The sequence below is a fragment of the Yersinia aldovae ATCC 35236 genome, from assembly GCF_000173735.1.
GTDB classification, from domain to species: domain Bacteria; phylum Pseudomonadota; class Gammaproteobacteria; order Enterobacterales; family Enterobacteriaceae; genus Yersinia; species Yersinia aldovae.
On sequence record NZ_ACCB01000013.1, the window covers coordinates 54,780 to 78,222 of the forward strand.

Genomic DNA, 23,443 nt, shown 5'->3' on the forward strand with positions numbered 1-23,443 from the left:
CTATTACGTTCTTAATTCAGAATATAAGCAAGTCGACGAGATAATGCGAGTGTTGTTAACGATGGATTAGCCGCTCCAGGCCGTGGGAATGTACTCGGGCCAACAGAAAATAAGTTATTTATATGAACAAATTCCTGATTATCATTCAATATCCCCCCCAGAGGGAGTGTACTACTTTCATGATTCTCGGTACCAAGAGGACTTATCCATGTCACCGGGGTATTATAGTTCACCATTCTTGATGGAGAATGAAACTCACTATAAACATCGCTCATTGTTCTGGCATGTACAGTAAACCCATCGTCAAAAGTTAAAGGCGAAAATGTGATCCCCATACTGAGGCATATGTGCTGCCAGAAATCATTTAATTCGTATTGTTCTTGTTGGACTAATATCTTGTCAATATGAGTGAAGCTGCACGCAAGCTGTAACGGCATATTTTCATCATCTGCGCTTAGCGCAATATATCCTTTATCCGATGGGATCTGTTCCCCCATAGCCCAAGCCTCCAGTTCAATACCAACATCAGAGGAACTGACAATAAAGAATAGATTAAATCTCTCACCAGATTGGCTGCCACAGTAGAAAATAGTATTAGGTTTATTTTTCATTAACTGAATAATTATTTCAGGCACTTTGTCGTACTCAAGCGTTACATTAAACCCTTGTACAATATGGTCGACAAGGCCATAGAGCCTTTTTTCTACCAGGTAGCCGGTGTCATAAAGTGCTTGGGCCGCCAGCCGTGTATTCTCAATAGTCCCTAACGCCAGAACACAAATATCTGCAAATATCGGGAAAACTTCATTTGATTGTGTATTCTTTACCTTTACCCCGATGCATTCTCCATTTTTAATAATAAGTGCTATAGCTTCATATCCAATAATAAATGTGGTATCTGTGTGTGACTGGTTATCCTCTTTCCAATAGGATAATGGTGAGTAGGCTTCCCAGCGACCTGCTGAATCAATATCTTTGACGACTTGAGGTGCTATTTTAAAATTTAAATTGGCAAGTGTGAAAGAGTAATCACTTTCATCGTCTTTTTTTTGCCCATGCTAATATTTCAGATTGTACAAGAGTGTAGAGTGATGGGCCGCCTAACCAGCTTTCTTCAAGGTCACGAGCAATGCTTACGGGCCACTCTTTAAGGATTTCTGTTTCAATAGGCAGAATAACGCCGTGCCAATAGAGTGACCGGCCACCCAACCTGCGGCGTATACAGCTTCCGTTTGAAAAATGGGGTTCAGTCAATGAATGCCATGAGCGGTAAGCGAATTTGTCAGTCTCTTCATTCTTCCATAACTTATCGGCATGTTGATATTCGTCTCCCGCATTTATATGGCGACAGTCATCAGCTGGGCCAGCTTCCATCACCACAATATTGTTAATATCCCTATAGTCTAAATGTTTGGCTAGCTCCAAACCTGACATGCCGCCCCCCAATATTAAAATATGAATCTGAGAAGGTAACTCGCTCATTTTCTTAGTGGTGTTATTATTCAGTACATTCATTTTTGTACCCTCTGATAATACTTATATGTAACTAAAAAATTGTTATTTATGGGATGTGTAAATATTTATTGCAACTTACATATAAAATTCTGCCAAGGTTCTTTGGGGAATTTTGATTGAATAAATAACTTATTATTAGCTAATAGCATTCTTATTTCCGCATCTCCCAGGGCATGAAGCCGCATCCACTCAAATAGCTCCTGTGCAGCTTCAGTAGGGCGTTCAGGTGTTACTTTTATATGATGATATTCATCACCATAGAACTCGGTAAATGCTGAATATTGGGTGACTGCGCAAGGCAGGCCGGCAATCGCTGCCAGCGCAGGCCCCAAACCGACACTTTCGACATTTTCGACACTTGGAGTAAATAAAATCGCCCCGGATAACGCATAGCAAATGACGAGTAGATCTATTTCATCTAAACACCATTGATTGCTTTCATTTCTATATGTTTTTAATGGAACCTCATCTAGAAATATGACATCTATTTCTAAGTTAAGATTTTTCACCTGTTCTTTTAATTCGTGAGCATACTCAGGATCTTCATGCATATTACCAAAAATAAGTAGTTTAGGTGTATTTAACTTTTTTCTTTGTAGATATTTAGTAGTGTATGAAAGACATTGATAGCTATCTCTATCCCTTTCACTCTAAATACTCTTACAGGTACAAGTACGATAGAGGAGCCAGCAGGTATTCCGTGTTGCGTCAAAAAAGAACTATGGGTTTCATTGAAGTCCAACATATCAATCGAAGGTAATATATTCGGGATCATATTAGCGATAAGCTTAGTGGGGTAATTTTTGGTTTCATTTGCTAAGATATCGGATGCAACGATCCATTTAGTATAGTGATTCTCCTGTGGTATTGGCGTCAATGTATTAGGCACTTTCGGGTAGAGCCTTTCTTTTCTCTCATAAATGCCATAACTGCCAAACAGGTCATGATCCCAAAAAATGATCCCTCCATGATTTTTATTACCCCAGAATTTCTTTGCTGCACGATGAAGCGCCAGACTCACCGGGACAGCATCGGAAATGGTTATATTTAAAGCAAAGACCCAATCAATAGCGTTCTCTTCAAACCAATTAAGAAAGTATGATTCATAAAAATCAGCAACTGCAATAATATCTTCTTTAACATCTTCTATTTCACTCTTACTCAATGAGTCATACTTGGCAACCTTGTGTTTGATATCCATCAATCTATTCTCATGGTCGGTATCATTTTGCCAGGCAGACTTAATTGAGTTGACGTTCATCCAGCCTGGATAATGAGATGTCGGGCTACCATTAGGGAAAAAATGTTTTTTATCTGGTCGCCATGAATATCCTAAGTCTGTTGGGATATTATTGATTATCATTCCATTTTTAATTGCCATCTCAGCCACATTTCTAAATATGGTTAGTAGACCACTCGTGGGGAGCCCATCTCCTGATACAATAGCCCACTTCATTTTTTTCATATTATACCTCTTGATATTATTTGTTTAATTAAATTATTTTTCTTGATATCATATTAATAAGTAAATATATAAATACACAACAAATTAATATTAAAATTAGTGCAGTACGTAGTGATGTTATATCAGCTAACATTCCTATTAATGGTGGTGAAATAAGTAGCCCGATGCGTGAAATCCAGGTTGCAAACATAACTCCATTAGCTGAGTTTAAATTCGGAATCTGACCAATAAAAGCAATGGTCAATGGAAAAGTCACTGATATACCTAACCCTATCAGTGAGAAGCCCAATATTGAAAAAGTAGATGAGTGAATACTTATCACTATCCATATGCCCAGCGTTGCTATCATAATGCCATATTTTATTGTACTAACAACCCCAAATTTATTGGTGAAATAGTCACCTGACATTCTACCAATGACCATACTTACTTGACATGCTAAATAAGGCAGGCCAGCAATGATAGGGGAAACATGATAATAATCATTCATATATATTGCACCCCAGATGCTCGCCGTTTCCTCTATTCCACATGTGAATACAAGTAACACCAATGCGAGGCAGTAGAGTGGTAAGCCTGTGGTGCCTATAAATAATCCGCGTTTATGCAGGATGCTATTATTGTTTCTTTCATTCTTTCTTTTAAATAGAAATATAAAACCCATTAATATACTAATATTTATAAAGAAAATAGTGGTGCTAAATTGCCCCATTGTCAGGCCGAAACCGATTGCGGAGACAGCAACCAGACCGCCAAGAATAGTGCCGATACTTTCTGCACCATGAAAACGGTTGATTAAACTCTGTCCACATGTCTTCTGCACATCAAGCGCTTGAACATTCATACAAGTATCTGTCCATGCATCAAAGATACCAAACAGAAAAAGTAATAATGCTATTTCATACCACGATGATGCAAATGGTATTAAAGAAATGCAAATAATAAATAGAATGAATGTTATATTAGTTGCCCAGAACTGCCCAAGGAGACTAATTATATTGCTAGAAATTAGCCCGAATATTATGGCTCCGGCTGGAATTGCCGATATTGTCATACCAACCATAGAGTTACTCATATTTAAATTTTCTTTTATGTAGGGAATCCAAGGTACCAGGCTGGCGTATGCAATACCATGAATGAAGAAAAGTAATGATAAAGTAATTTTTTGTTTTTTTTCTCATGTTTTTAGTATTCATTTTTTATTTTTTCAATATGGATTTATTATTTTCATATATAATTAAAATCAAATCCTAATATATTTCTATAGCCATCACCTAACGATGGTTCTTTTATTTTTATAGGTGTTACTTTATGCCAGATGGTGGAGTTTTTATCTACATGAAGTAAACCTTCGCCACATTCTAATATATGAGATTTAATAAATTCTTTTTTCTCCGTACAGTAAAGCTTGCTGACTCCTCCATCAATATTGTATTTATCGATCACGAGTGCCGACACAATATAATCACTTCCATCTTGATGTAGACCTTCGGGTGAATTACTGACGAATCTTTCCAACTGGCTAATAATTAGTGAAACCTGATGGCAGGTTACGCCAATTCTCCTCACTTTTATGTGTGGTTCACATTCACATACTACGCCTACCAGTCTTTTGATAAGTTGCTTTAGTTCTGGGGAGTGACTTGTTGCTGAATCCATTGGTGGGAATCTGCGCACAAGTTTTCTTAAATCTGTAGAATGATCAGCATCCTGTGTAAAAGAACTCAGTGCCGGTAACTCAATGACATTTACTTCCCACTGATGATTAACCCATTCTGTAATAAAACGGCTTATCCCTCGTTTCCTAAAAGGCCGATAAGAATAGAATGCTTTTTTTTCTTTCTCGGACAAACCGGTTATACATTTTTCGATATACTCAGGTACTGATATATCATCCAGATAATATTGTGCCTCGGACAGGATTCTCTGTTTATCTTGAGGGTATTTTCTCATCAAGAATCTTAACTGAGATAACTTAGTATCATTGTTATCCCATGCTAATAATTCAAATGAGAATGTTTTTCTAAGTGATGCTATATCTATTCCAAACTCATTAATATTAAACTTAACTATCTTGTATTTAACTCCCATAATATTTATATCCTGTTTCCATGTAATTCAAAAGCTGAATAAAACCAATGAAATCATAAAGATTCATATGAGTGAATAATCGACTTTATTATGTAATTTTGAATTGGTTTTTCTCTTCTATGTTTTTATATATCAAAGATTTCATTTCGGCAAGTTTTTATAAAGTATACAGATCTGGATATTAAGCTAATTATATTTAATCAATCTTTATTGGTGAGTGACGTGTGAACTTACAGAACTAGCTAAATAGTATAGGTAATCAGTCTATTTTAAGTTTACCTGTTAGCTATAAGATTTAAGAAATAGTCTATCAACAATTTTGAACCGAGAGTTGCAGCGATTAGAGAGAATTGAGAGAGAATCCAACAGTAGCGTTATTTTCAGCTAAAGAAGTGATAAATCCAGCGAGTTATCAGGATGCGCTGGATAATAGTATTGCAGCCGAAATTATTTCTTGGATGGTGATATCAATAGTCACGTCGATTTCACTTTTGGAACCGATATTTTATCGTTGCGATATTATTACCTAAAATTGCAATGATATTACTTCCCTCACAGTGATATCACTGTACCGACTAAGTTAAATATAACACTTTACAGGTTGGTGGTATTTAATAGCTGATTGAGAAAATGACCCAGTGCTCCAGCTATAAGTGTTCACTTTATTTATAATTTTCCCGAATTGGACGATTTATTAACTTCTAAGTCGATAATGATTCGCCGCCCTTAAATTGGCTGATATCAAGCCGGTGAAGAGTCACTTTTCGCCACAATGTGGTACGGCCTATTCCCAATAAGGTTGCCATTTCATTAAGCTGGCCCTGGCACACCAGCGCCGCCCGAATAATGGCCTGCCTTTCCAGTTCTTGCAACGATAATACAGGTTGAGGTTGTGGCATATCAGGTTCCAGCAGCAGTTTTTCCCCCAGCAGGTGTTCCGGCAAGTCGTTGAGATGGATGCTGTTATTGCGACAGGCCATTGCCGCTCGCTCTACCACGCTTTTCAGCTCTTGATCGTTACCCGGCCACGGATATTGACGCAACTGGCGCATAACGCTGTCATCTGGTTGATACTGGCAGTGGAAGTGCTGCCCTAAGCTCGCCAGCGTATGTTGTACCAGCAGTGGGATATCTTGTTGGCGTTGGCGCAGCGGCGGAATATGTAATTCAAAAGATTGCAGCGTATAGAACAACTGGCGGCGAAAATGGCCTTGTTTCACCAATAGCGGCAGGTCTGCACCGGTGGCGGTAATAATTCGCACATCGACTGGGATCACCCGATTGGAGTTAATCCGCATGACCATGCCGGTTTTAACGATTTGCAGCAGCGCAGATTGCATCTCTGGCGACAGATATTCGACCTGCTCCAGATACAGTGTACCGCCGTTAGCCAGCTCAAATTTACTGGGTTGGCCCGATTCCCCTTCGATGGCGTCACTACCAAGAAATTCCCGCGCCATAAGATTTTGCGGTAATGCCTGACAATTCAATACGATATAAGGGCCATCAGCGCGATCACTGGCATTATGGATTGCCTGCCCCAGTTGTTGCTTACCCACGCCTTCTTCGCCGTGCAGTAAAATCGGGTGACGGCCTTTAGCTGCTTGCTTGCCATAACGAACCAAGCGGCGCATCTCCAGCGAGGCTACCGGCATGTCATCAAATGTATAGCTGGCTCGCCCTAATTGGCTATGAACCATTCGCCTCAGTAATTCTTGCGGATGCAATAAGGCAATGAAACCGCAACGGTCACCGTCTGGAATGGGTTTGAGCGTTAACAGCGCGGAAATAAATTGCTGCTGATTTTCAAAAGTGACTTCCACATGGCTAAGTGGGTTGCGATGCAAAATAGCCTGGGTCAGTAACGCGGGCAAGGTGAGTAAATCGGTGACCGGCTTACCTAAACTATTGGTTTCATCGAGTTGTAAAATGGCGGCAGCGCGACGATTGAGATACAACAGGCAGCCGCGCTGATCCCACGCCATAACCCCATCTTCAACCCCATCGAGCAGGGCATTGAGTTCATTTAAATGACGGTTGGTTTCTGCCAACAGGGAGTCGGCGTGAAGATAATTGCCAATTTCGCGGGCAATGGCTAATGTCAGCGGCAGATCACTGGCGGCGTTATCTACCAGCTTGCTGCCCAAAACGATAACGGCCTGTTGACGGCCACTGTTATCATAGACTGGCGTGGCGCAAAATTGCCACGAATGCAGCGCCTGCTTAAAATGCTGCTGCCCACTGACTTGTATCGGATTGCCTTCAGCAATCGCCAACGCCGGAGCATTGGTGCCGATCAGCCCTTCAGCCCAGTAACTGCCGCAATCAATACCCAATTCACGTAACTGATTTAGAGTTTGCGGGTGACCGCATTGCCACAAGGTACAGCCACTTTCATCCAGAATCAGCAGTACGCAATGACGTGATTCCATGTATTCGTAGGCATCTTCCAATGCGGCCTGCCCGAGCACCAGCAAGTCATTTTTACGCTGACAAATAGACTGAAATGTCGCGCCCGCAGCCCGGTGGGGCGCGCGCCATTGCTGAGCCTGCATCAGTTTCTGGCAGCGCTGCCAGGATCCCGCCAGCGCGGGGGGGGTGGCAGGTAGCCTCGTGTTACTCATTGAGCGCTTTGGAACCCGGATGCCGCCAATGAATTTGACCCGGCAGAATCAGCCGGTTTTGTGCCAATGGCGTCTCGTCGATCAAGGCAGTGACCATCTCGAAGCTATGACGTGCCAAGCCCTGACAATCCTGAGCGATGGTATCTATTCTCAGCGGCAGGCAATCAAACAGATAGTGATCGTCGAAACTGCACAGATGAATGTCGCTGCCCATTAGCTGATGTTGATTGAGGTAACGTAACACCCCTTCCAATAAGCCACAGGCGGCGGTAAACACCGCTTTCGGCGGGCGGCCTAGTTGCGCGCAGAGTTGGGCTATCATTTCATAACCGGAGCTTGGCAGATAATGCCCATTAAGGAGCCATTCCGGGCGGCACTCAACGCCAGCTTGTTGTAACCCTAACTGGAAACCGGCTAAGCGGTCACGGGTAGGGGAGATTCGTGGCTGGCCGCCGAGAAAGTAAAATTCATCAGGATGCTGGCGCGCGATATTTTCAACCAATGTGGCCGTTGAAGCGACAGAGTCAGTGATAACCAGCGGCAAGTCTGATTCACCAATCAACCGGTCCATCTGGACGACCGGCAGACGAGCATTAATCTTTTGATATTCAGCGTCATTGAGCTGGCTGGAGGCGACAATCAGGCCATCTACCTGACGTTGTACCAGGCTGTTCACTGCCATCATCTCCTGACCGGGATTCTCATCGGTACAGGCGATCAGCAGTTGCAGCCCGGCTTCGCGACACCGCATTTCCAGCTCGCGAGAAATCAGCGCGAAGCCGTGGTTGGTCATCTCTGGCACCACTAAACCCAGAGTGTGGCTCCGGGTTGAACGCAGTGAGCGGGCGTGAAAGCTGGGCTGATAGTTATGTTCATTAGCTAACGCAATAATACGATCCCGCGTTTCGTCTGAAACACGATATTCCTTACTACGCCCATTGAGCACCAGACTGGTGGTCGATTTCGACACCCCCGCCAGTTTAGCAATATCATTAATGGTAATTCGTTTATGATTTTTCACAGGGTGCATCGGTCGCCTTGAAAGATAACTCATTCTAACATGGGCGAAGACAACAACCAGTGTTGCAGACACAGTTCGGCATTTCCTTTGAAGATGGCGTGTGGTTGCCCGCTCGGGAAGTAACTACAGGTCATCACCCCCTCGCCCTGATTGATAAAGATTTCTATGCTGCAACGATCGCACAACAGTTGTAATTGTTGCAAATTACCGCGCCAGTAGCGGGACTCCTGTAATCCAGTGCGCAAATTGCGACGGCTTAGGGTGATACGCTCGCCATCCCATCCCATCCCATCCCATCCCATTCCAGTACTAATGTACCGCCCAATTCAAGAACAAAGGGGGCGGTGATATCCACGATGATTTCGGCACTGCTGATGGGCAGCGCGGGGGCATCTGTAGCGCTGCCTTGCCATTGGCGCAGCCATAGGTTTTCACCATGCCAAGCAAGCCCATTAACAGGCCGGATGCCACGATAGCTGGAATTATCGGGACAAAAATATTGGATAGCAGGCGAGCAATGCGCTGAAAAGGATTCAGTTTCCGCGCTGCTGCATCGGCGGCTTCAGATTTACTGGCTTCGTTTACATCTGCTACTTTAATAAATTCGGCATACACTTTATTGACTAATCCGGTGCCGAAAATGACCTGTAATTGCCCTGCATTACTGAAACAACCTTTGACGCCATCAAGTTTTTCTATTGCCGATTTTTGCACCAAAGAGTCATCGGCTAAAAGCAAACACAGGCGAGTGGCACAGTGTGCTGCGCTAACGATATTATCTTTACCACCCAGTAATGGCAGCAGAGCCTTTACGATCTCATTGATATTAATTATATCCCTCGCAAATGCATTCCAATTCCTGCGTGCCGAGCGTCGCTGTGGCCGCAGGTTGTATTGGTTGTTGTTTCCCACCGTGGGAAGGGGTTAGAACCAGGTTTCCATCTGGATGCCGAAGTTCCATTGCCCGCCAGCCGCAAAGTCATTTTTACCGAAAGCATCATCTTTGGCGTAGTTATCCAGATCGCGGCTCCAATCCATATAAGTGGTAAAGACACGTAGTTCTGGGCGGCTGAAGAAGTTACTGATATCACCGGCTTTAAAGGTCGGCGCGAAGGTCAATTTATAGAAACCGCCGCTAACTTTGTGATAATCCTTATAGCCTTGTGGCTCCAGATTCATGTATTGATAACTGCCTTCATAAGCCAACGCGAAGTTTTCCGTGATTTCCTGAATGAGACGGGCGTTGAATGTCAGCCACTTATAGCTGTCGCCCTCGACGTAGCGATCTTGGCTTTGCTGCGCCAGTATCGCTGGGGCCAGACGCCAGTTTTTACTCAGCGCGGTGGTGCCGTAAGTGGCTAAACGCCAGGTATCTGCGCCGCCGGTCAGATTACCATCGGCACCAATAGATTTAACTTCAGCTCCCAAGCCGCGGCCGTAGAGCAACGCCGTTTTCGAAGTACCGTCGCGCAGGCCATAGAAGCTGTCGCCGTGGTAAGCCAACATGCTGTGGATACCTTTATCTGCTGCATGTGTATTGACCGTTTCACCGCTATTTTTCCGAGCCTCGTTATCTTTGGCGCGCAACCCGCTGACCGTCCACTGGAATGGGCCGGAATAGTTATTAGCGCTGAAAATATAGCTCTGAATATCACTATTCACATTCTCGATTTCGCCGTAGTTTCGGCCATACAACGAGAAGTTGCTCTTCAGATTATCTGTCCACTTGATGTCATAGATACCGCCCCCAGTACCGGCGAGGAACACCACGTCTGAATCCAGCCAGTGAATATCAAAGTTATCACGGTCAAAACGCTTACCGGCCCACAGGGTACTGTCTTTGAAAATGCCATTAAAAGTAGGGAGGGTACCCAACTCAACAAATGCCTGACGTATATTGAGATCACTGCTGTCTGCGGTCCAGTCGTTGTAGCTGCGTTGACCATCAGCCATCATGACTTTAAAGCGGGTTGTTGCACCGTTTTCCAGCCGCTGCTTTTTCTCCAGATTCACTTCAACATAGGTATCGGGTTCATTGCCTAAACGACCAATCGCCCCACCGGTGCTACCTGCCGGTGACACATAAGGGCCACCCTGTGTCCCGGTGCCGGAGTCATTCATCAGTAGGCCGGAACGGGCATAACCGTGGAATTCAAAACCGTTATCGCCCTGCGTTTTACTTTCTAACGGCTCTGTACGTTTAGCAACCTGAACGGTTTTATCTTCCGCTTGCTGCGTTCTGGTTTCTAGTTTTTGTGCCTGTTTTTCAGCAATTTCGGCGCGTATTTCTGCATTTTTTGCACGTTGCTCTGCGTGTTGCAATCGCTGCTCCAACGCATTAAGGCGGGCTTCGATATCATTATTTGAAACTGAAGATGGTGAGGCTGCTAAAGTTGTTGTGGCTGTATAAGAAAGAATAAGTCCTATTGATACAGCAAGATAGCTTGGTTTTATCATCATTTTTATATCACTCGGTATGTGATTGATTGTATTTTTGCTAAACGGCTAAACCGATTTTTCTCGGCTAGCATTAGGGAGATCATTCCCGATTAGCAAAACATTTTGCTAACCCGATTCAGCCAATGTGATCCAAGCTACAGATTGAATGATTTTGTCACGGAGAAAAGGTACAAGAGGGCGAGCCGGACGCTATTTTTGAGCACCCGGTGAGGAATTAAAGGATTAAGGATTGAGTTGCAGGAAATGCGCCAGCGCTGTGGCATTAGGTAAGGCTGTCATCGCCCCTTTAGCGGTGGTCGCCAGCGCACCACAGGCTTGAGCTTGATTGATAACCGCAGCCAGATCTATACCTTGATACCAATGGGGGTACTGCGCCAGCGCAGTCAGCAGACCGGCCACAAACGCGTCACCAGCCCCAGTGGTATCGATGGGGGTGATCTTTCGGCTTGGGTATTTTTGCAAACGATGGCGGTTATGTAGCCAAGCGCCCTCTGCGCCCAACGTCACCAGCAGTAACTTACAGGAATAATCCGCCATAAACCGCGTCATCGCGGTAGCGATATCGTTATGAGGGCAGATAAAGTTCAGCTCCTCCAATGACAGTTTTACTACGTCTGCCAGTGCCAACGCTTGTTGCAGACAGGGGAGTAGTTCCTCTGGGTGACGCCAGATATCAGCACGAATATTGGGATCAAAACTGACCCATCCGCCGGCAGATTTAATTCGACGCATTGCCTCAAATGCGGTGCTGCGACAGGGTTCCCGGCTCAGTGCGATAGAGCATAGGTGCAACCATTGATGTTGTTTAAATCCTGGTAAATCAGTCGGTTGTAGGAATAGATCTGCACTCGGTGTCACCATGAAGGTAAAGGTGCGCTCACCGTGCTGGTCTAAATCTACGACCACCGTTGAGGTATGGTGCTGTGAGTCCAGCGCCATAGCGCGGGTATCCACATTCTCCTGTTGCAATACTTGCTGCATAAAGTGGCCAAAACTATCGTCTCCGACACGGCCAATAAACGCACTTTTTCCACCTAAACGGCTAATGCCAACCGCTACATTGGCAGGCGCGCCGCCGGGACATTTAAGATAGCTATTTGAATTTTCAGGTACTAAATCGATAACGGCATCGCCTAAAACCCAAATTGTATTTTCCACGACAAACCCCTATTTTCTCCCATTCGGTTGGTAGCTAAAATAGAAGAATCGGTTTAGCAAAGCAATAAAATAATCTGTTATAAGAAAAAACAGTGGCAGAAACAGGTATTCATTCATTGAATTAAATGGTATTAATTATCATTATCATTAATCGTTTGATAAGGTATCTCTCATGTTTGGTCGTGTTATTGTCAGGTTTTTGGCATTAAAGAGGTACTGCCAATACGGCATTCATTACCATGAAAGGTACCTCTGTTAGGCTATTTTTAACCATAAGTTATACGTTGCCATATTGTGCTGCGGCTCTAATCAATGATAACGGTGCTTTCTGATTAAATTCGTTGCATATAATTACAACCTACTGATTTAAGGAAGAATGTAGAATGATTATTGGATATAGATACATGGCGATAATGCCTTGTAATCACAGCGGGAAAGACAAGCAAGTTGCGAGCGAAACACCCTCTACATCTGCTGATATTCAGAGGCAGTCTGAGCTGATTAAAGATAAAACAGGTATTGTTCCCGCGCATCTGCTTCGATTACAGCGAGCCGCCTGTGAACTTAATTGTATTATTGCTATTCGCCCGGTAGATAGGTTGGCAACAGAGCTGATTGAAGCAGGCCATCCTACTAAGGGTTTCCATATTAAGGGAAAGAGTGCCTCTTGGGGTGGGCAGGCTGGTTTTATCTGTGTAGACCAACGTTTTAGTAAGTTGGAGAATGAATCAGATGAACGTATCGCTAAATTCAACGAACAAGTGCGGCAGTGCATCAGTGATGGGGATGCTGTGGCTGTGCCGCTGGTTGTGACGCAAAGCCGTCTCCAAACTTTATTGTACAGTGGTGCCATAGACCAGATTTCGCTCGAAAACCCCGATGGAATTCTCAGCCTGCAAGCCAGAGGTCTTAGCGATAAGAGTTATGCATTTGAAGCGAAGAAGTTATCGGGCAAGGGGGAAGTTCGATACCAGATTTTCCATAATGGTAAATCGATTGAAGTATTAGCGCCTACTATCAATGCATTACCCTTTACTGCCGATTATGATTTGCTGATGGTAGCCCCTCATATCAGTGATTTGGGTTCACAGGATAACTTACCCGTACCTGATGTTGCGCACCACGTATTTCGCCGACGGATAGATAAGTATAGCAAGTGGCCAGATGCGCCTGAGATACGCCAAGACTATGATAAACCAGCCAGTTTTTATCGCAAGGAAGACGGTGAGATTGGGAATGCATCGGAGCGCGTTCGTCAGATGATCCCGTACCTCAACGAGGCAGTCGTCGGCGATGGTGAAAAGGTGATTCATCATAATGTTGACTCCTCTAGCCCTGTTTCGGATCCGGCGGCCAATTATCCGGCAACCTTTATATTGCCAGTGCGGATCGGGCGTTTTGACGAGTTGTGTGTCATAGAAAATAAGGACGAATTGAGAGAGTTTGTGACCGAGGCTAAAAGGCATGGATACCATATGGTGATGAATCCTTTATGGGAACCTGACTTGCTTCAGATTCGCAATCCGCACTTTGAAGAAATGAGGCGTGAATTAATCTTAAAACTATAGTTTCAATAAGTTGAAGCTTTCTTTCTTGCTTACAGAAGAGCACGCGCGCTGTTGAAGTGGGAAGGGAAGTGCCCGGCAGATAGGAAATATCGGTAAATGAAATAGCACAATAATGCGATTAGGTATGATATAGGCTATGCCACCTTGGGTCTGCCGACTCATAAAGTGAGAATCTGGGTCTCCATCTATGATGTTGAATAATAATCATTATTAATGTATTTGTTGATATTAAACTGTTTACTAAAAGTTTTAACGTGAATATTGGCGCTATCCATTCAGATAAATTTTATTTACCTATGGAAGATTTGGAGACTTATTGTTGTTTATGGTATGTGACTATTTAATAACGTAATAAGAGTGGAATATAATATCGGAGTATTGTGCTCAACTATTAATATACTAAAATAATAGCCAGGCAGACCTATAAGTCTGCCATTGATATTTTTTCAAGGTGACAATTCAACTTTTGATAGTTTTTTTCCGGCAAACGCAACTTTATTGCGGCCATCTTTTTTAGCCCGATAAAGTGCTTCATCAGCGGCTTTCAGTGATGAGGCCAAATCATAAGCCAGCAGTGGTGATATGCCGGCACTCAAGGTTACAGTCGTTGAGACCTTATGGTTGAAAACATGCGGAATATCAAGGCTTAAAACCCTTTGCCGTACTCGTTCGGCTAACTGGCTGGCATACTCTTCGCTTACATGTGTCAGTAATACCAGAAACTCTTCTCCACCATAACGCACTACAATATCCCGCGAGCGCACAGCATCACGGATGGCTGAGGCTACTCGCACTAAAGCCTGATCCCCCATAGTGTGGCCATAGTTGTCGTTATAGGCTTTAAAATGGTCGATATCGAGCAGCAATACGTAGTGATTTCCGGGTGATTGGGACAATAACGTTTCGAGTTTATTTTCCAGCCCACGGCGATTATACAAACTGGTCAGCGGATCTATCATGCTTAAATCGCTAAATTTCTCCCTCTCATTATAGAGGCGAGCGACCAGTTTTCGGGTAAAGTCATCGCTACGGCGCAGCATCAAATGATGTAAAGAGAAGCCAATCAACGGCAGCATAATCGTGAATAAGATTCGGAAAATGTTCTGGAAATCATCAAGAAAAATAACAGTTAATGCAGACGGTGCTGTGTGCAGGCAAAAAGCGAGAAAGTTATCAGACAGGGCAATGGTGCTGATAAAGAAAATCATAAACAAGCTAAGTAATAAGTAATTATTTTCATTACTACCCAGATATTCGTATTTGAGAATGATTTGCCACGCCCAAAGCATACCCATGATGATTGAAAATAAATTCAGTTTATCGATATAATTCTTCGAAATAAAAATAAGATAAGCGACAGCACTCAAGCTGATAATCGCGATCAGCACAACCGGTAATGTGATTGCGGGTGTTTTAGGTGATGGTAATATCATGCTAAAAATAGATGACGATGCATTGAGGAATAGAAAGAGTAGTAAAGAGAGCCGATGCTTACTTTTAAGAAGCTGATCGTAGGAATGGCTATTCATATTCAGTTCACTCTGCATAATGTCGTGCTGTCTGTAGACAAATAAACAATATCCTCATGAAGCCGAATTATTTAGGCATCACGATAAATAGTTTTTCTGAGTAATTATTTTTTCTGAAGCGTCTTGGTGTTTTTTTGGGAATTTTCTTAATCAAAATTACCATTTTTCGACCAGTCTGTCATCATGATGTCGATCAACTAAGCAAAATGATGCATATATCGAGAAAAGGCATCCGACCTATCCCCATAAAAACCATCTGGGAATAGCGTTCTTCCAACCTGAAACTTCTCTCTGTGGAAGACAACAACATGGTGCAGATTGCTACAGAGTGATATATGATATTGGTTATCATTATCACTTAGGTATCTGTCATTATGATTACAGCCAGATTAGCAGCTTACCGTTCGTGGGGGGTTATTGGGGGCTTGAGCCGTGGAATGTCCAGTGGGTGGGGGATATTGCTGCCTTTTGCTTTGCTACCGCTACTGGGATGGGCTGAGCTTACTGTTGGTCAGTTACGAATCCTGATAGTTCTCGCTATGTTGGCCACCATTAGCATGTTGTATCATGCACGGCTACGGCATTTTCTGTTGCTGCCATCATGTCTGGCGCTATTAAGTGGTTTGACGGCGGTGTTAATGCATAACGAGATATACTGATATAACCGATTGAATTCTGAGGGGATATTGCCAAAGGAAGGTGATTGCTATGGTTTTGAAATCATCGTGGTGCGAAGGGAGGGACTTGAACCCTCACGTCCGTAAGAACACTAACACCTGAAGCTAGCGCGTCTACCAATTCCGCCACCATCGCCCAAATGATTTCTTACTGCTTATACCGATCATACTTCAAGCTGCATGTGCGTTGGCCGCCTGCCTGCAACTCCAATTATTTTGGGTATATCTTGAAAAGAGTGAAACTTAGGATTTATATCACCAGCTTGGTGCGAAGGGAGGGACTTGAACCCTCACGTTCGTAAGAACACTAACACCTGAAGCTAGCGCGTCTACCAATTCCGCCACCATCGCATGTGCTGTGCAATATAAATCTATACCTTTCGTATTTGAAACCGCAAGGGTGCTAGCGGCAACTCTCATTACTGTGGGTATATACTACAAGTCGCTTAAAAAGACTGTTTGGTGCGAAGGGAGGGACTTGAACCCTCACGTCCGTAAGAACACTAACACCTGAAGCTAGCGCGTCTACCAATTCCGCCACCATCGCGTACCGAAACATGACTTTTATATAGCAACTACGGAGGCGAATTCTAGAGATTTTCACGTTCAGGTCAATACTTATTTCCCCTCAGCGGGACGTTTGCTGTAAAAAGCGCCATATGTTGATCAATTGATTTGATTAATGGCGCTTTTTTCATTTTATACTCCGGACTGCCTATCTCGTAGCAAGGGAGGATAATGGGCGAATAATTCAACGAGCCAGTCAATCAGTACTCTGACTCTGGGAGCTAAAAAACGCCCTGGTGGAAACATGATAAACAGCGGCATAGCCGGTGGCGGGCAATGGGGCAGGATTTCAATTAACTCGCCTTGTGCCAATTGGCTTTGAATACCGGGAGTGGGGGCTTGAATCAGCCCCAAACCTGCAACGCCGGCTGCAATATAGGCATCAGCACCACTGACACTCAAAATACCGGGTAATACGCGGGATTCAACTTTCCCCTGCAGGACAAACTCCAACGGATAATCGCGGTTATGAAAGCGTGAGAAATACCCCACCGCTTGATGACCTGCCAAATCGTCCAGCGATGTTGGTACCCCTTGTTTTGCCAGATACGCCGGTGACGCACAGGTGATTTGCGGTTGCTGACCAATATTACGTACCGCTAATTGCTCATCATGGGGCAGCCAGGCTCGTAATACGCAATCAACGCCTTCACGCATCAGATCAATGGTGCTGTCGTTGGCCCCTAGCATTAACGTAATGTGTGGATAGCGCTGATAAAAATCACTCAGCGCAGGGATGACCACATTACGGGCCAGCGAATGTGGCATATCAATGCGCACTTTGCCCTCAGGTTGCAACCGCTGATGGCTAAATAGGGAATCTGCTTCTTCAAACGCCGACAGTAATTGCAGGCAGCGCTGGTAATACAGTGTGCCTTCAGCGGTGATATTTACCTGTCGGGTGGTGCGTACCAGCAAGCGAACCCCTAGCCGCTGTTCTAGTCGTTTCAAGGTATGGCTAACGGTTGCCCGTGGCAATTGCAGCTTTTCTGCTGCGCGACTGAAACTGCCCAATTCAACAATACGGACAAATATCCGCATTGCCTGTATTTGGTCCATGAATACGCCTGCCTATTGTTGGTGTTTTTTGAACAGTGATGAGCAATCTGCATTATTTATCTTTCCTCGCTAAACAACCACACTTTCTTCTGACATCACTAACGGGGAATATCACAATGCAACAACGTCAATTAGGTTCGAACGGCCCGCTCGTCTCAGCGCTGGGGCTTGGCTGCATGGGGATGAGTGATTTTTACTCCACCAATCAGGATGTGAATGAATCCATTGCCACGCTGCATCGGGCGTTGGAGTTGGGCGTCACGCTGCTGGACACTGCGGATATGTATGGCCCGTTTACCAATGAAGAGTTGGTTGGAAGAGCCATTAAGGGCAAGCGTGATCAGGTCTTTCTGGCGACAAAATTCGGTATCGTGCGTGACCCGGCAGACCCGACGGTGCGAGGTGTCAGTAGCCGCCCGGACTATATTCGTCAGTCGGTTGACGGTAGCTTGAAGCGGCTGGGAGTTGAGGTTATTGACCTTTACTATCAGCACCGTGGTGACCCCAGTGTGCCAATTGAAGATGTGATTGGCACGATGGCGGATTTAGTCACTGCGGGCAAAATTCGTTATATTGGGTTGAGTGAAGTCTCAGCGGCGACGCTGGATAAGGCCCATCAGGTGCATCCGATTACTGCGGTGCAAAGCGAGTACTCACTGTGGACTCGCGATGCGGAGAGTTCTGTACTGGCCGCCTGCGAACGTTTAGGTGTGGGTTTTGTGGCTTATAGCCCGCTGGGGCGAGGTTTTCTAACCGGTGCTATTCGCCACCCGGAAGACTTGGCTGCTGACGATTTTCGTCGCCATAACCCACGGTTTCAAGGTGATAATTTTACCCTGAATCTGGCTCTGGCTGATGCGGTGGTTGAAATGGCTGGCGAAAAGGGGATTAAACCATCGCAACTGGCACTGGCATGGGTGTTGGCGCAGGGGAAACACATTGTGCCGATCCCAGGGACTAAACGGCGTGCTTATCTGGAAGAGAATCTAACGGCATTAGCGGTGACGCTTAGCGCGCAGGAGCTGGCGGCGCTTGATGCGGTATTCCCATTCCATGCCGCAGCGGGTGAACGCTACGGCATGGAAGGGATGAGTCATCTTAACGCCTGATATTAACGTTTTTTCTTAGCATCTCGTGGCGGGCGGCCAACAGTTGCTTGATAGACCTTAAAACGGCCATTTTGCGCCAGCACTTCATGGCTGCCAAACGCGGCATCCAACAGTGCAGGGTAAGGCAAGAACGAGTTCGCCACGATCCGCAATTTACCGCCAACATGCAGATGCGCGGTAGCACCTCGGATCAGCATTTCAGCCGCCGTCAGGCTGGTTTGAATCCCATCATGGAACGGTGGATTGGAGATAATCATCTCGAAGCGGCCTTTAATGTCAGTGTAGACATTGCTGGCAATCACTTGCGCGTCGATGTTATTCGCCGCCAATGTTGCCCGGCTGGCTTCAATAGCTGCCGCAGATACATCGCTGAGTGTCCATTTGATTTTTGGCGATTGCTGCGCCAAAACAGAGGCTAGCACCCCGGCACCACAGCCGACATCCAACACGCTGCCTTTAAACGGTTCGCTGAAAGTAGACAGCAACAGATGGCTGCCTGAATCCAGTGAGTCACGGCTGAAGACACCTGGCAAGGTTTTGACTGTCACGTCACCGACCTGATAACTACCCCACCAGGCATCGGCATCAAATTCAGGCTGCTTATCCAAACGGCCATGATACAAGCCACAGCGACGGGCACTGTCTATTTTGGTCAACTGGGCGAAATCAGACAGCATTTCTTCTGCGCTACGTACACCGCTCCGGTTTTCGCCCACCACAAAGATATCGGTGCCGACCGGCAGCAGAGAAAGCAGATTGGCTAACTGGAATTGGGCCTCTTGCTTGCTTTTTGGCCAGTAGTAAATCAGCGTATCGCAGCTAGCCACAATTTCGGTAGTCGCCAAAAGACCGAATTGCACATTCTCTTCCAGCGTATTGCTCAGTAATTGCCAGTGGTGATATTGATTGGTGTGAACCCGTATCCCGGCTGCTTCAAACTGCGCTGGCAGCGCATCTTGTAAATCACCGGCGAACAATACGTGGCGGGCTATAAATTCATCACTATGGCGCAGTATTACTTCACTGGCTGGGGTTAATGCTGACATCAGTCGTTGGCTCCTTAAGAATATGATCGGGGATTATAGAGGTTTGTTGGCTCAACCTCTATTTTTGTATTTTTTATACAGAACAATAAGGAGCGACAAAATGTTGCTTTTTGTGGTGTTATGCATCACTCTTTAGTGGGCATAGCTATAGTGTGAAGAGGAGTAAAACAATGGCGATTAGTATTCGTCTGGATGAGGATTTTGTCACTGACGTTAAAATTCACGCAGAAGCATCAAGTCGCAGCGTGCCAAAGCAGATCGAACATTGGGCAAAAATCGGCCGTATTGCCGAGGATAACCCTGATTTGCCTTACAGCTTTATTTTGGAAACTTTGCTGGCAAAAAGTGAAATCGACAACAAAAAGGTATCACGTTATGTCAGAAGAACGCAGCGAACATAAGATTGAAGTTTATGAGAGTAGTCGTTTTTCTAAAGCACTTGGCAGGCTTTCCGAACAGCAACTGATTATTGTTGAAAATGAGATAGAACGTATTATAACCAACCCGGGAGTGGGTGAATTAAAGAAAGGTGACCTGAGCTATCTTCGGGTGCATAAGTTTCAACTCAATAGCCAGTTAACACTGCTCGGTTATAGTTGGATTGAACAGAAAATTGAATTGTATCTGTTAAGTCTTAGCTCTCATGAGAATTTTTATCAGGAACAGAAGCGATTACGCCAAACTGACCTGAAGCTGATCAGCTAAATTCCACCAATATGCTAAATATATTTATTGGTAGCTTCTATAAATAGAGGTTTGTTGGCGCATGTTCGATGGGTTTGCTAGCATAGCGTCGAATTAAGGGGCAGCCTGATAGGAAATAGCATGGCATCGAGACGAGACTTGCTGTTACAACAGCTAGGCATCACGCAGTGGACATTGCGCCGCCCGGCTGTTTTGCAGGGTGAAATTGCAATACGTCTGCCCGAAGATACCCGCCTGCTAATTGTGGCACAGCAGTTACCTGAACAGGATGATCCCTTACTGTGCGATGTGTTACACAGCCTGGGGTTAACTCCCCGTCAAGCTTATGCGCTGACGCCGGAACAGGTGGAGATGTTGCCACAAGATACGCAGTGTAACAGTTGGCGATTGGGTATCAGCGAACCGCTTGCGGTCGTGGGTGCGCAGTTACATAGCCCGGCTCTGACCGGACTTTATCAAGACGCGAGCGCGAAGCGCGCACTTTGGCAGCAGATTTGTCATCATGAAGCAGATTTCTATCCTGACGCCAGCCGATCTGGCCACAGCGTATCAAATTGAACAAGCCAGCCACGCTTTCCCGTGGACGGAAAAAACCTTAGCCAGCAATCAAGGTGATCGTTATTTCAATGTTAAGTTGAGTGTCGGTCAGCAGATGGTGGGTTTCGCCATTAGCCAAATTGTCTTGGACGAAGCCACGCTGTTTAATATCGCCATTGATCCGCAGCATCAGCGTCAGGGTTATGGCCGTTTACTGCTTGAATATGTGATTGAACAGTTAGGTACGCGTGATGTTTTTACGCTTTGGCTTGAAGTCCGGGCCTCAAATGCACGCGCCATTGCCCTGTATGAGAGTTTGGGTTTTAACGAAGTCTCTGTGCGTCGTAACTATTACCCGAGTGTAAATGGGCGTGAGGATGCCATTATGATGGCTCTGCCGATGGGATAGTGCCGTTTTGACGGCTGTTTTTCTCGAAAAACGAGCGTCTATCTTGAAAAAATTGTCTATCTCGCATAAATCAGAGAAAATACCGCGCTATAGCCACTTATACCCGACGTGATAGGAGTTGCCGCGAAGCCTGCTGCAATTTCCAATAAGCAGGGTATAGCGCCACAATCAATGCCTCGCTTTGCCTGACCCGCATATCAATAGGATATGAGGCCCAGAGCAGGGCGGCCTAAAAGTAGAAATCTCAAATTATGTCTCCTAGTGAATATGCACAGGAAGTTGCGAAAAGACGTACGTTCGCGATCATTTCCCACCCCGATGCCGGTAAAACCACCATTACCGAAAAAGTATTACTTTTCGGGAACGCCATTCAGACTGCCGGTACGGTAAAAGGCCGTGGCTCAAGCCATCATGCCAAATCAGACTGGATGGAAATGGAGAAGCAACGTGGTATCTCCATCACCACCTCAGTGATGCAGTTCCCTTACGGCGGTTGTCTGGTCAACTTGCTCGATACCCCTGGGCATGAAGATTTCTCCGAAGATACCTATCGTACTTTAACTGCGGTTGACTGTTGTTTGATGGTGATTGACGCGGCAAAAGGGGTTGAAGATCGAACCCGCAAACTGATGGAAGTCACCCGTCTGCGCGATACGCCAATTCTGACCTTTATGAACAAATTGGACCGCGATATTCGTGATCCGATGGAAGTGCTGGATGAAGTGGAACGTGAGCTGAAAATTGCTTGTTCCCCCATCACCTGGCCGATTGGTTGCGGTAAGTTGTTTAAAGGGGTTTACCACCTTTATAAAGATGAAACTTACCTGTACCAGACCGGTAAGGGCCACACGATTCAAGAAGTGCGCATCGTCAAGGGGCTGAACAATCCAGACTTGGATATCGCGGTTGGTGAAGACCTGGCTAAACAGTTCCGTCAAGAGCTTGAGCTGGTGCAGGGCGCGTCGCATGAATTTGAGCATGAAGCCTTCTTATCGGGCGATTTAACGCCGGTATTCTTCGGCACGGCACTGGGCAACTTTGGTGTCGACCATATGCTGGATGGCTTGGTTGAATGGGCACCGGCCCCGATGCCGCGTAAAACCGATACCCGTGAAGTGGTGGCTTCTGAACCAAAATTCACCGGGTTTGTGTTTAAAATTCAAGCCAATATGGACCCGAAACATCGTGATCGCGTTGCTTTTATGCGCGTAGTTTCAGGCCGCTTTGAGAAAGGCATGAAGCTGCGCCAGGTGCGCACCAAAAAAGACGTGGTGATTTCAGACGCACTGACCTTTATGGCGGGTGACCGCTCTCACCTTGACGAAGCTTTTGCTGGCGATATCATTGGTTTGCATAACCACGGCACGATTCAGATTGGTGATACCTTCACGCAAGGCGAAGACATGAAGTTCACCGGTATTCCGAACTTTGCACCGGAATTGTTCCGTCGTATCCGTCTGCGTGACCCGCTGAGGCAGAAACAGTTGTTAAAAGGGCTGGTTCAGTTGTCAGAAGAAGGGGCTGTGCAGGTGTTCCGCCCGTTGACCAACAATGATCTGATTGTGGGCGCGGTTGGGGTGTTGCAGTTTGAAGTGGTTTCTTCACGACTGAAAAGTGAATACAACGTAGAAGCGGTGTATGAATCGGTTAACGTCTCGACTGCCCGCTGGGTTGAATGTGACGATGTGAAGAAGTTCGAGGAATTTAAACGTAAGAATGAGCTTAACCTGGCTTTAGATGGTGGTGATAATTTAAGCTATATCGCCCCAACGATGGTAAATCTCAATATTACGCAAGAACGTTATCCGGAAGTGCGTTTCCGTAAAACTCGCGAACATTAATCAAGCCGCAAGCCGCATTCTATCGGGGTACTCAGTGCCCCGATTCATTAATTACCCTCACC

The 23,443-nt window shown here is 45.3% G+C and carries 18 protein-coding genes, 3 tRNA genes and 3 pseudogenes; 8 read left to right on the forward strand and 16 right to left on the reverse strand.

Annotated elements, in window-relative coordinates; genetic code table 11:
* Window positions 1-11: 11 nt before the first annotated feature.
* From YALDO0001_RS08140 to cscK, 10 genes and pseudogenes are all read right to left on the reverse strand, one after another.
* Window positions 12-1,515: pseudogene (locus YALDO0001_RS08140) on the reverse strand (GMC oxidoreductase).
* Window positions 1,516-1,580: 65 nt separating this feature from the next.
* Window positions 1,581-2,980 (reverse strand): annotated as a pseudogene (locus YALDO0001_RS08145) (glycosyltransferase).
* 28 nt (window positions 2,981-3,008) lie between these two features.
* Window positions 3,009-4,109 (reverse strand): MFS transporter, encoded by a 1,101-nt coding sequence (locus YALDO0001_RS08150; RefSeq protein WP_435372770.1) that lies wholly within the window; start codon window positions 4,107-4,109, stop codon window positions 3,009-3,011.
* Window positions 4,110-4,207: 98 nt separating this feature from the next.
* Window positions 4,208-5,071 carry a 2OG-Fe dioxygenase family protein gene (locus YALDO0001_RS08155; RefSeq protein WP_004701869.1) on the reverse strand — a complete coding sequence of 288 codons (864 nt, stop codon included), beginning with the start codon at window positions 5,069-5,071 and terminating at the stop codon, window positions 4,208-4,210.
* A 701-nt stretch (window positions 5,072-5,772) separates the two neighbouring features.
* Window positions 5,773-7,695, reverse strand: coding sequence for a dihydroxyacetone kinase operon transcriptional regulator DhaR (dhaR, locus tag YALDO0001_RS08160; RefSeq protein ID WP_042839582.1), 1,923 nt, complete (start codon window positions 7,693-7,695; stop codon window positions 5,773-5,775).
* Window positions 7,688-8,716, reverse strand: coding sequence for a LacI family DNA-binding transcriptional regulator (locus YALDO0001_RS08165; protein ID WP_004701874.1), 1,029 nt, complete (start codon window positions 8,714-8,716; stop codon window positions 7,688-7,690). The genes dhaR and YALDO0001_RS08165 overlap by 8 nt, the downstream gene beginning before the upstream one ends.
* 29 nt (window positions 8,717-8,745) lie before the next feature.
* Window positions 8,746-9,003 carry a GH32 C-terminal domain-containing protein gene (locus YALDO0001_RS20710; RefSeq protein ID WP_004701876.1) on the reverse strand — a complete coding sequence of 86 codons (258 nt, stop codon included), beginning with the start codon at window positions 9,001-9,003 and terminating at the stop codon, window positions 8,746-8,748.
* Between the two features lie 109 nt (window positions 9,004-9,112).
* Window positions 9,113-9,547, reverse strand: a pseudogene (locus YALDO0001_RS08175) (glucose PTS transporter subunit EIIB); the annotation flags it as partial.
* Window positions 9,548-9,640: 93 nt separating this feature from the next.
* Window positions 9,641-11,176, reverse strand: a complete 1,536-nt coding sequence (locus YALDO0001_RS08180) for a carbohydrate porin (protein ID WP_004701881.1) — start codon at window positions 11,174-11,176, stop codon at window positions 9,641-9,643.
* Window positions 11,177-11,398: 222 nt separating this feature from the next.
* A complete protein-coding gene (cscK, locus tag YALDO0001_RS08185) occupies window positions 11,399-12,334 on the reverse strand; it encodes a fructokinase (RefSeq protein WP_004701883.1) in 936 nt (311 codons plus the stop codon).
* Window positions 12,335-12,717: 383 nt separating this feature from the next.
* Here cscK and YALDO0001_RS08190 point away from each other — a divergent pair, with 383 nt between their 5' ends.
* Window positions 12,718-13,902: an anthrax toxin-like adenylyl cyclase domain-containing protein gene (locus YALDO0001_RS08190; protein WP_042839584.1), complete on the forward strand. Its 1,185-nt coding sequence runs from the start codon at window positions 12,718-12,720 to the stop codon at window positions 13,900-13,902.
* A 446-nt stretch (window positions 13,903-14,348) separates the two neighbouring features.
* On the opposite strand, the gene YALDO0001_RS08195 is transcribed toward YALDO0001_RS08190, so the two are convergent.
* Window positions 14,349-15,449: a GGDEF domain-containing protein gene (locus tag YALDO0001_RS08195; protein ID WP_004701887.1), complete on the reverse strand. Its 1,101-nt coding sequence runs from the start codon at window positions 15,447-15,449 to the stop codon at window positions 14,349-14,351.
* Window positions 15,450-15,805: 356 nt separating this feature from the next.
* Between YALDO0001_RS08195 and YALDO0001_RS08200 the strand changes: the two genes are divergently transcribed.
* Window positions 15,806-16,090, forward strand: a complete 285-nt coding sequence (locus YALDO0001_RS08200) for a DUF1435 family protein (protein WP_042839585.1) — start codon at window positions 15,806-15,808, stop codon at window positions 16,088-16,090.
* A 67-nt stretch (window positions 16,091-16,157) separates the two neighbouring features.
* Here YALDO0001_RS08200 and YALDO0001_RS08205 read toward each other — a convergent pair.
* From YALDO0001_RS08205 to YALDO0001_RS08220, 4 genes are all read right to left on the reverse strand, one after another.
* A tRNA-Leu gene (locus YALDO0001_RS08205) sits at window positions 16,158-16,244 on the reverse strand.
* A 128-nt stretch (window positions 16,245-16,372) separates the two neighbouring features.
* Window positions 16,373-16,459 (reverse strand) — tRNA-Leu (locus tag YALDO0001_RS08210).
* A 109-nt stretch (window positions 16,460-16,568) separates the two neighbouring features.
* Window positions 16,569-16,655: transfer RNA gene (locus YALDO0001_RS08215), tRNA-Leu, on the reverse strand.
* A gap of 152 nt (window positions 16,656-16,807) precedes the next feature.
* Window positions 16,808-17,734 (reverse strand): LysR family transcriptional regulator, encoded by a 927-nt coding sequence (locus YALDO0001_RS08220; RefSeq protein WP_004701892.1) that lies wholly within the window; start codon window positions 17,732-17,734, stop codon window positions 16,808-16,810.
* Window positions 17,735-17,850: 116 nt separating this feature from the next.
* On the opposite strand from YALDO0001_RS08220, the gene YALDO0001_RS08225 reads away from it, so the two are divergent.
* Complete coding sequence (locus YALDO0001_RS08225) at window positions 17,851-18,843, forward strand: aldo/keto reductase (RefSeq protein WP_042839586.1); 993 nt, start codon at window positions 17,851-17,853, stop codon at window positions 18,841-18,843.
* Between the two features lie 2 nt (window positions 18,844-18,845).
* On the opposite strand, the gene rsmC is transcribed toward YALDO0001_RS08225, so the two are convergent.
* Window positions 18,846-19,889: a 16S rRNA (guanine(1207)-N(2))-methyltransferase RsmC gene (gene rsmC, locus YALDO0001_RS08230; protein WP_004701895.1), complete on the reverse strand. Its 1,044-nt coding sequence runs from the start codon at window positions 19,887-19,889 to the stop codon at window positions 18,846-18,848.
* 170 nt (window positions 19,890-20,059) lie between these two features.
* Here rsmC and YALDO0001_RS08235 point away from each other — a divergent pair, with 170 nt between their 5' ends.
* The 5 genes from YALDO0001_RS08235 (at window position 20,060) to prfC (ending at window position 23,381) form a co-directional block, all read left to right on the forward strand.
* Entirely contained in the window at window positions 20,060-20,290 is a 231-nt protein-coding gene (locus YALDO0001_RS08235) for a TA system antitoxin ParD family protein (RefSeq protein WP_004701897.1), read from the forward strand.
* Window positions 20,265-20,594 carry a type II toxin-antitoxin system RelE/ParE family toxin gene (locus YALDO0001_RS08240; RefSeq protein ID WP_042839587.1) on the forward strand — a complete coding sequence of 110 codons (330 nt, stop codon included), beginning with the start codon at window positions 20,265-20,267 and terminating at the stop codon, window positions 20,592-20,594. Before YALDO0001_RS08235 ends, YALDO0001_RS08240 begins: the two co-directional genes overlap by 26 nt.
* Window positions 20,595-20,714: 120 nt before the next feature.
* On the forward strand, window positions 20,715-21,152 hold the full coding sequence (locus YALDO0001_RS08245) for a DNA polymerase III subunit psi (RefSeq protein ID WP_042839588.1): 438 nt from the start codon (window positions 20,715-20,717) through the stop codon (window positions 21,150-21,152).
* Complete coding sequence (gene rimI, locus YALDO0001_RS08250) at window positions 21,097-21,540, forward strand: ribosomal protein S18-alanine N-acetyltransferase (protein ID WP_042839589.1); 444 nt, start codon at window positions 21,097-21,099, stop codon at window positions 21,538-21,540. The genes YALDO0001_RS08245 and rimI overlap by 56 nt, the downstream gene beginning before the upstream one ends.
* Window positions 21,541-21,791: 251 nt before the next feature.
* Window positions 21,792-23,381, forward strand: coding sequence for a peptide chain release factor 3 (gene prfC / locus YALDO0001_RS08255; RefSeq protein WP_004701905.1), 1,590 nt, complete (start codon window positions 21,792-21,794; stop codon window positions 23,379-23,381).
* Window positions 23,382-23,443: the final 62 nt, after the last annotated feature.

Excerpts from the sequence above, each read along its gene's own strand:
- YALDO0001_RS08235 (WP_004701897.1), top strand. The coding sequence starts at position 20,060 with ATGGCGATTAGTATTCGTCTGGATGAGGATTTTGTCACTGACGTTAAA.
- YALDO0001_RS08225 (WP_042839586.1), top strand. The coding sequence starts at position 17,851 with ATGCAACAACGTCAATTAGGTTCGAACGGCCCGCTCGTCTCAGCGCTG.
- dhaR (WP_042839582.1), bottom strand. The coding sequence starts at position 7,695 with ATGAGTAACACGAGGCTACCTGCCACCCCCCCCGCGCTGGCGGGATCC.
- rimI (WP_042839589.1), top strand. The coding sequence starts at position 21,097 with ATGAAGCAGATTTCTATCCTGACGCCAGCCGATCTGGCCACAGCGTAT.
- rsmC (WP_004701895.1), bottom strand. The coding sequence starts at position 19,889 with ATGTCAGCATTAACCCCAGCCAGTGAAGTAATACTGCGCCATAGTGAT.
- YALDO0001_RS08190 (WP_042839584.1), top strand. The coding sequence starts at position 12,718 with ATGATTATTGGATATAGATACATGGCGATAATGCCTTGTAATCACAGC.
- YALDO0001_RS08155 (WP_004701869.1), bottom strand. The coding sequence starts at position 5,071 with ATGGGAGTTAAATACAAGATAGTTAAGTTTAATATTAATGAGTTTGGA.
- YALDO0001_RS08245 (WP_042839588.1), top strand. The coding sequence starts at position 20,715 with ATGGCATCGAGACGAGACTTGCTGTTACAACAGCTAGGCATCACGCAG.
- YALDO0001_RS20710 (WP_004701876.1), bottom strand. The coding sequence starts at position 9,003 with ATGGGATGGGATGGCGAGCGTATCACCCTAAGCCGTCGCAATTTGCGC.
- YALDO0001_RS08240 (WP_042839587.1), top strand. The coding sequence starts at position 20,265 with ATGTCAGAAGAACGCAGCGAACATAAGATTGAAGTTTATGAGAGTAGT.
- YALDO0001_RS08200 (WP_042839585.1), top strand. The coding sequence starts at position 15,806 with ATGATTACAGCCAGATTAGCAGCTTACCGTTCGTGGGGGGTTATTGGG.
- YALDO0001_RS08220 (WP_004701892.1), bottom strand. The coding sequence starts at position 17,734 with ATGGACCAAATACAGGCAATGCGGATATTTGTCCGTATTGTTGAATTG.
- prfC (WP_004701905.1), top strand. The coding sequence starts at position 21,792 with ATGTCTCCTAGTGAATATGCACAGGAAGTTGCGAAAAGACGTACGTTC.
- YALDO0001_RS08195 (WP_004701887.1), bottom strand. The coding sequence starts at position 15,449 with ATGCAGAGTGAACTGAATATGAATAGCCATTCCTACGATCAGCTTCTT.
- YALDO0001_RS08180 (WP_004701881.1), bottom strand. The coding sequence starts at position 11,176 with ATGATGATAAAACCAAGCTATCTTGCTGTATCAATAGGACTTATTCTT.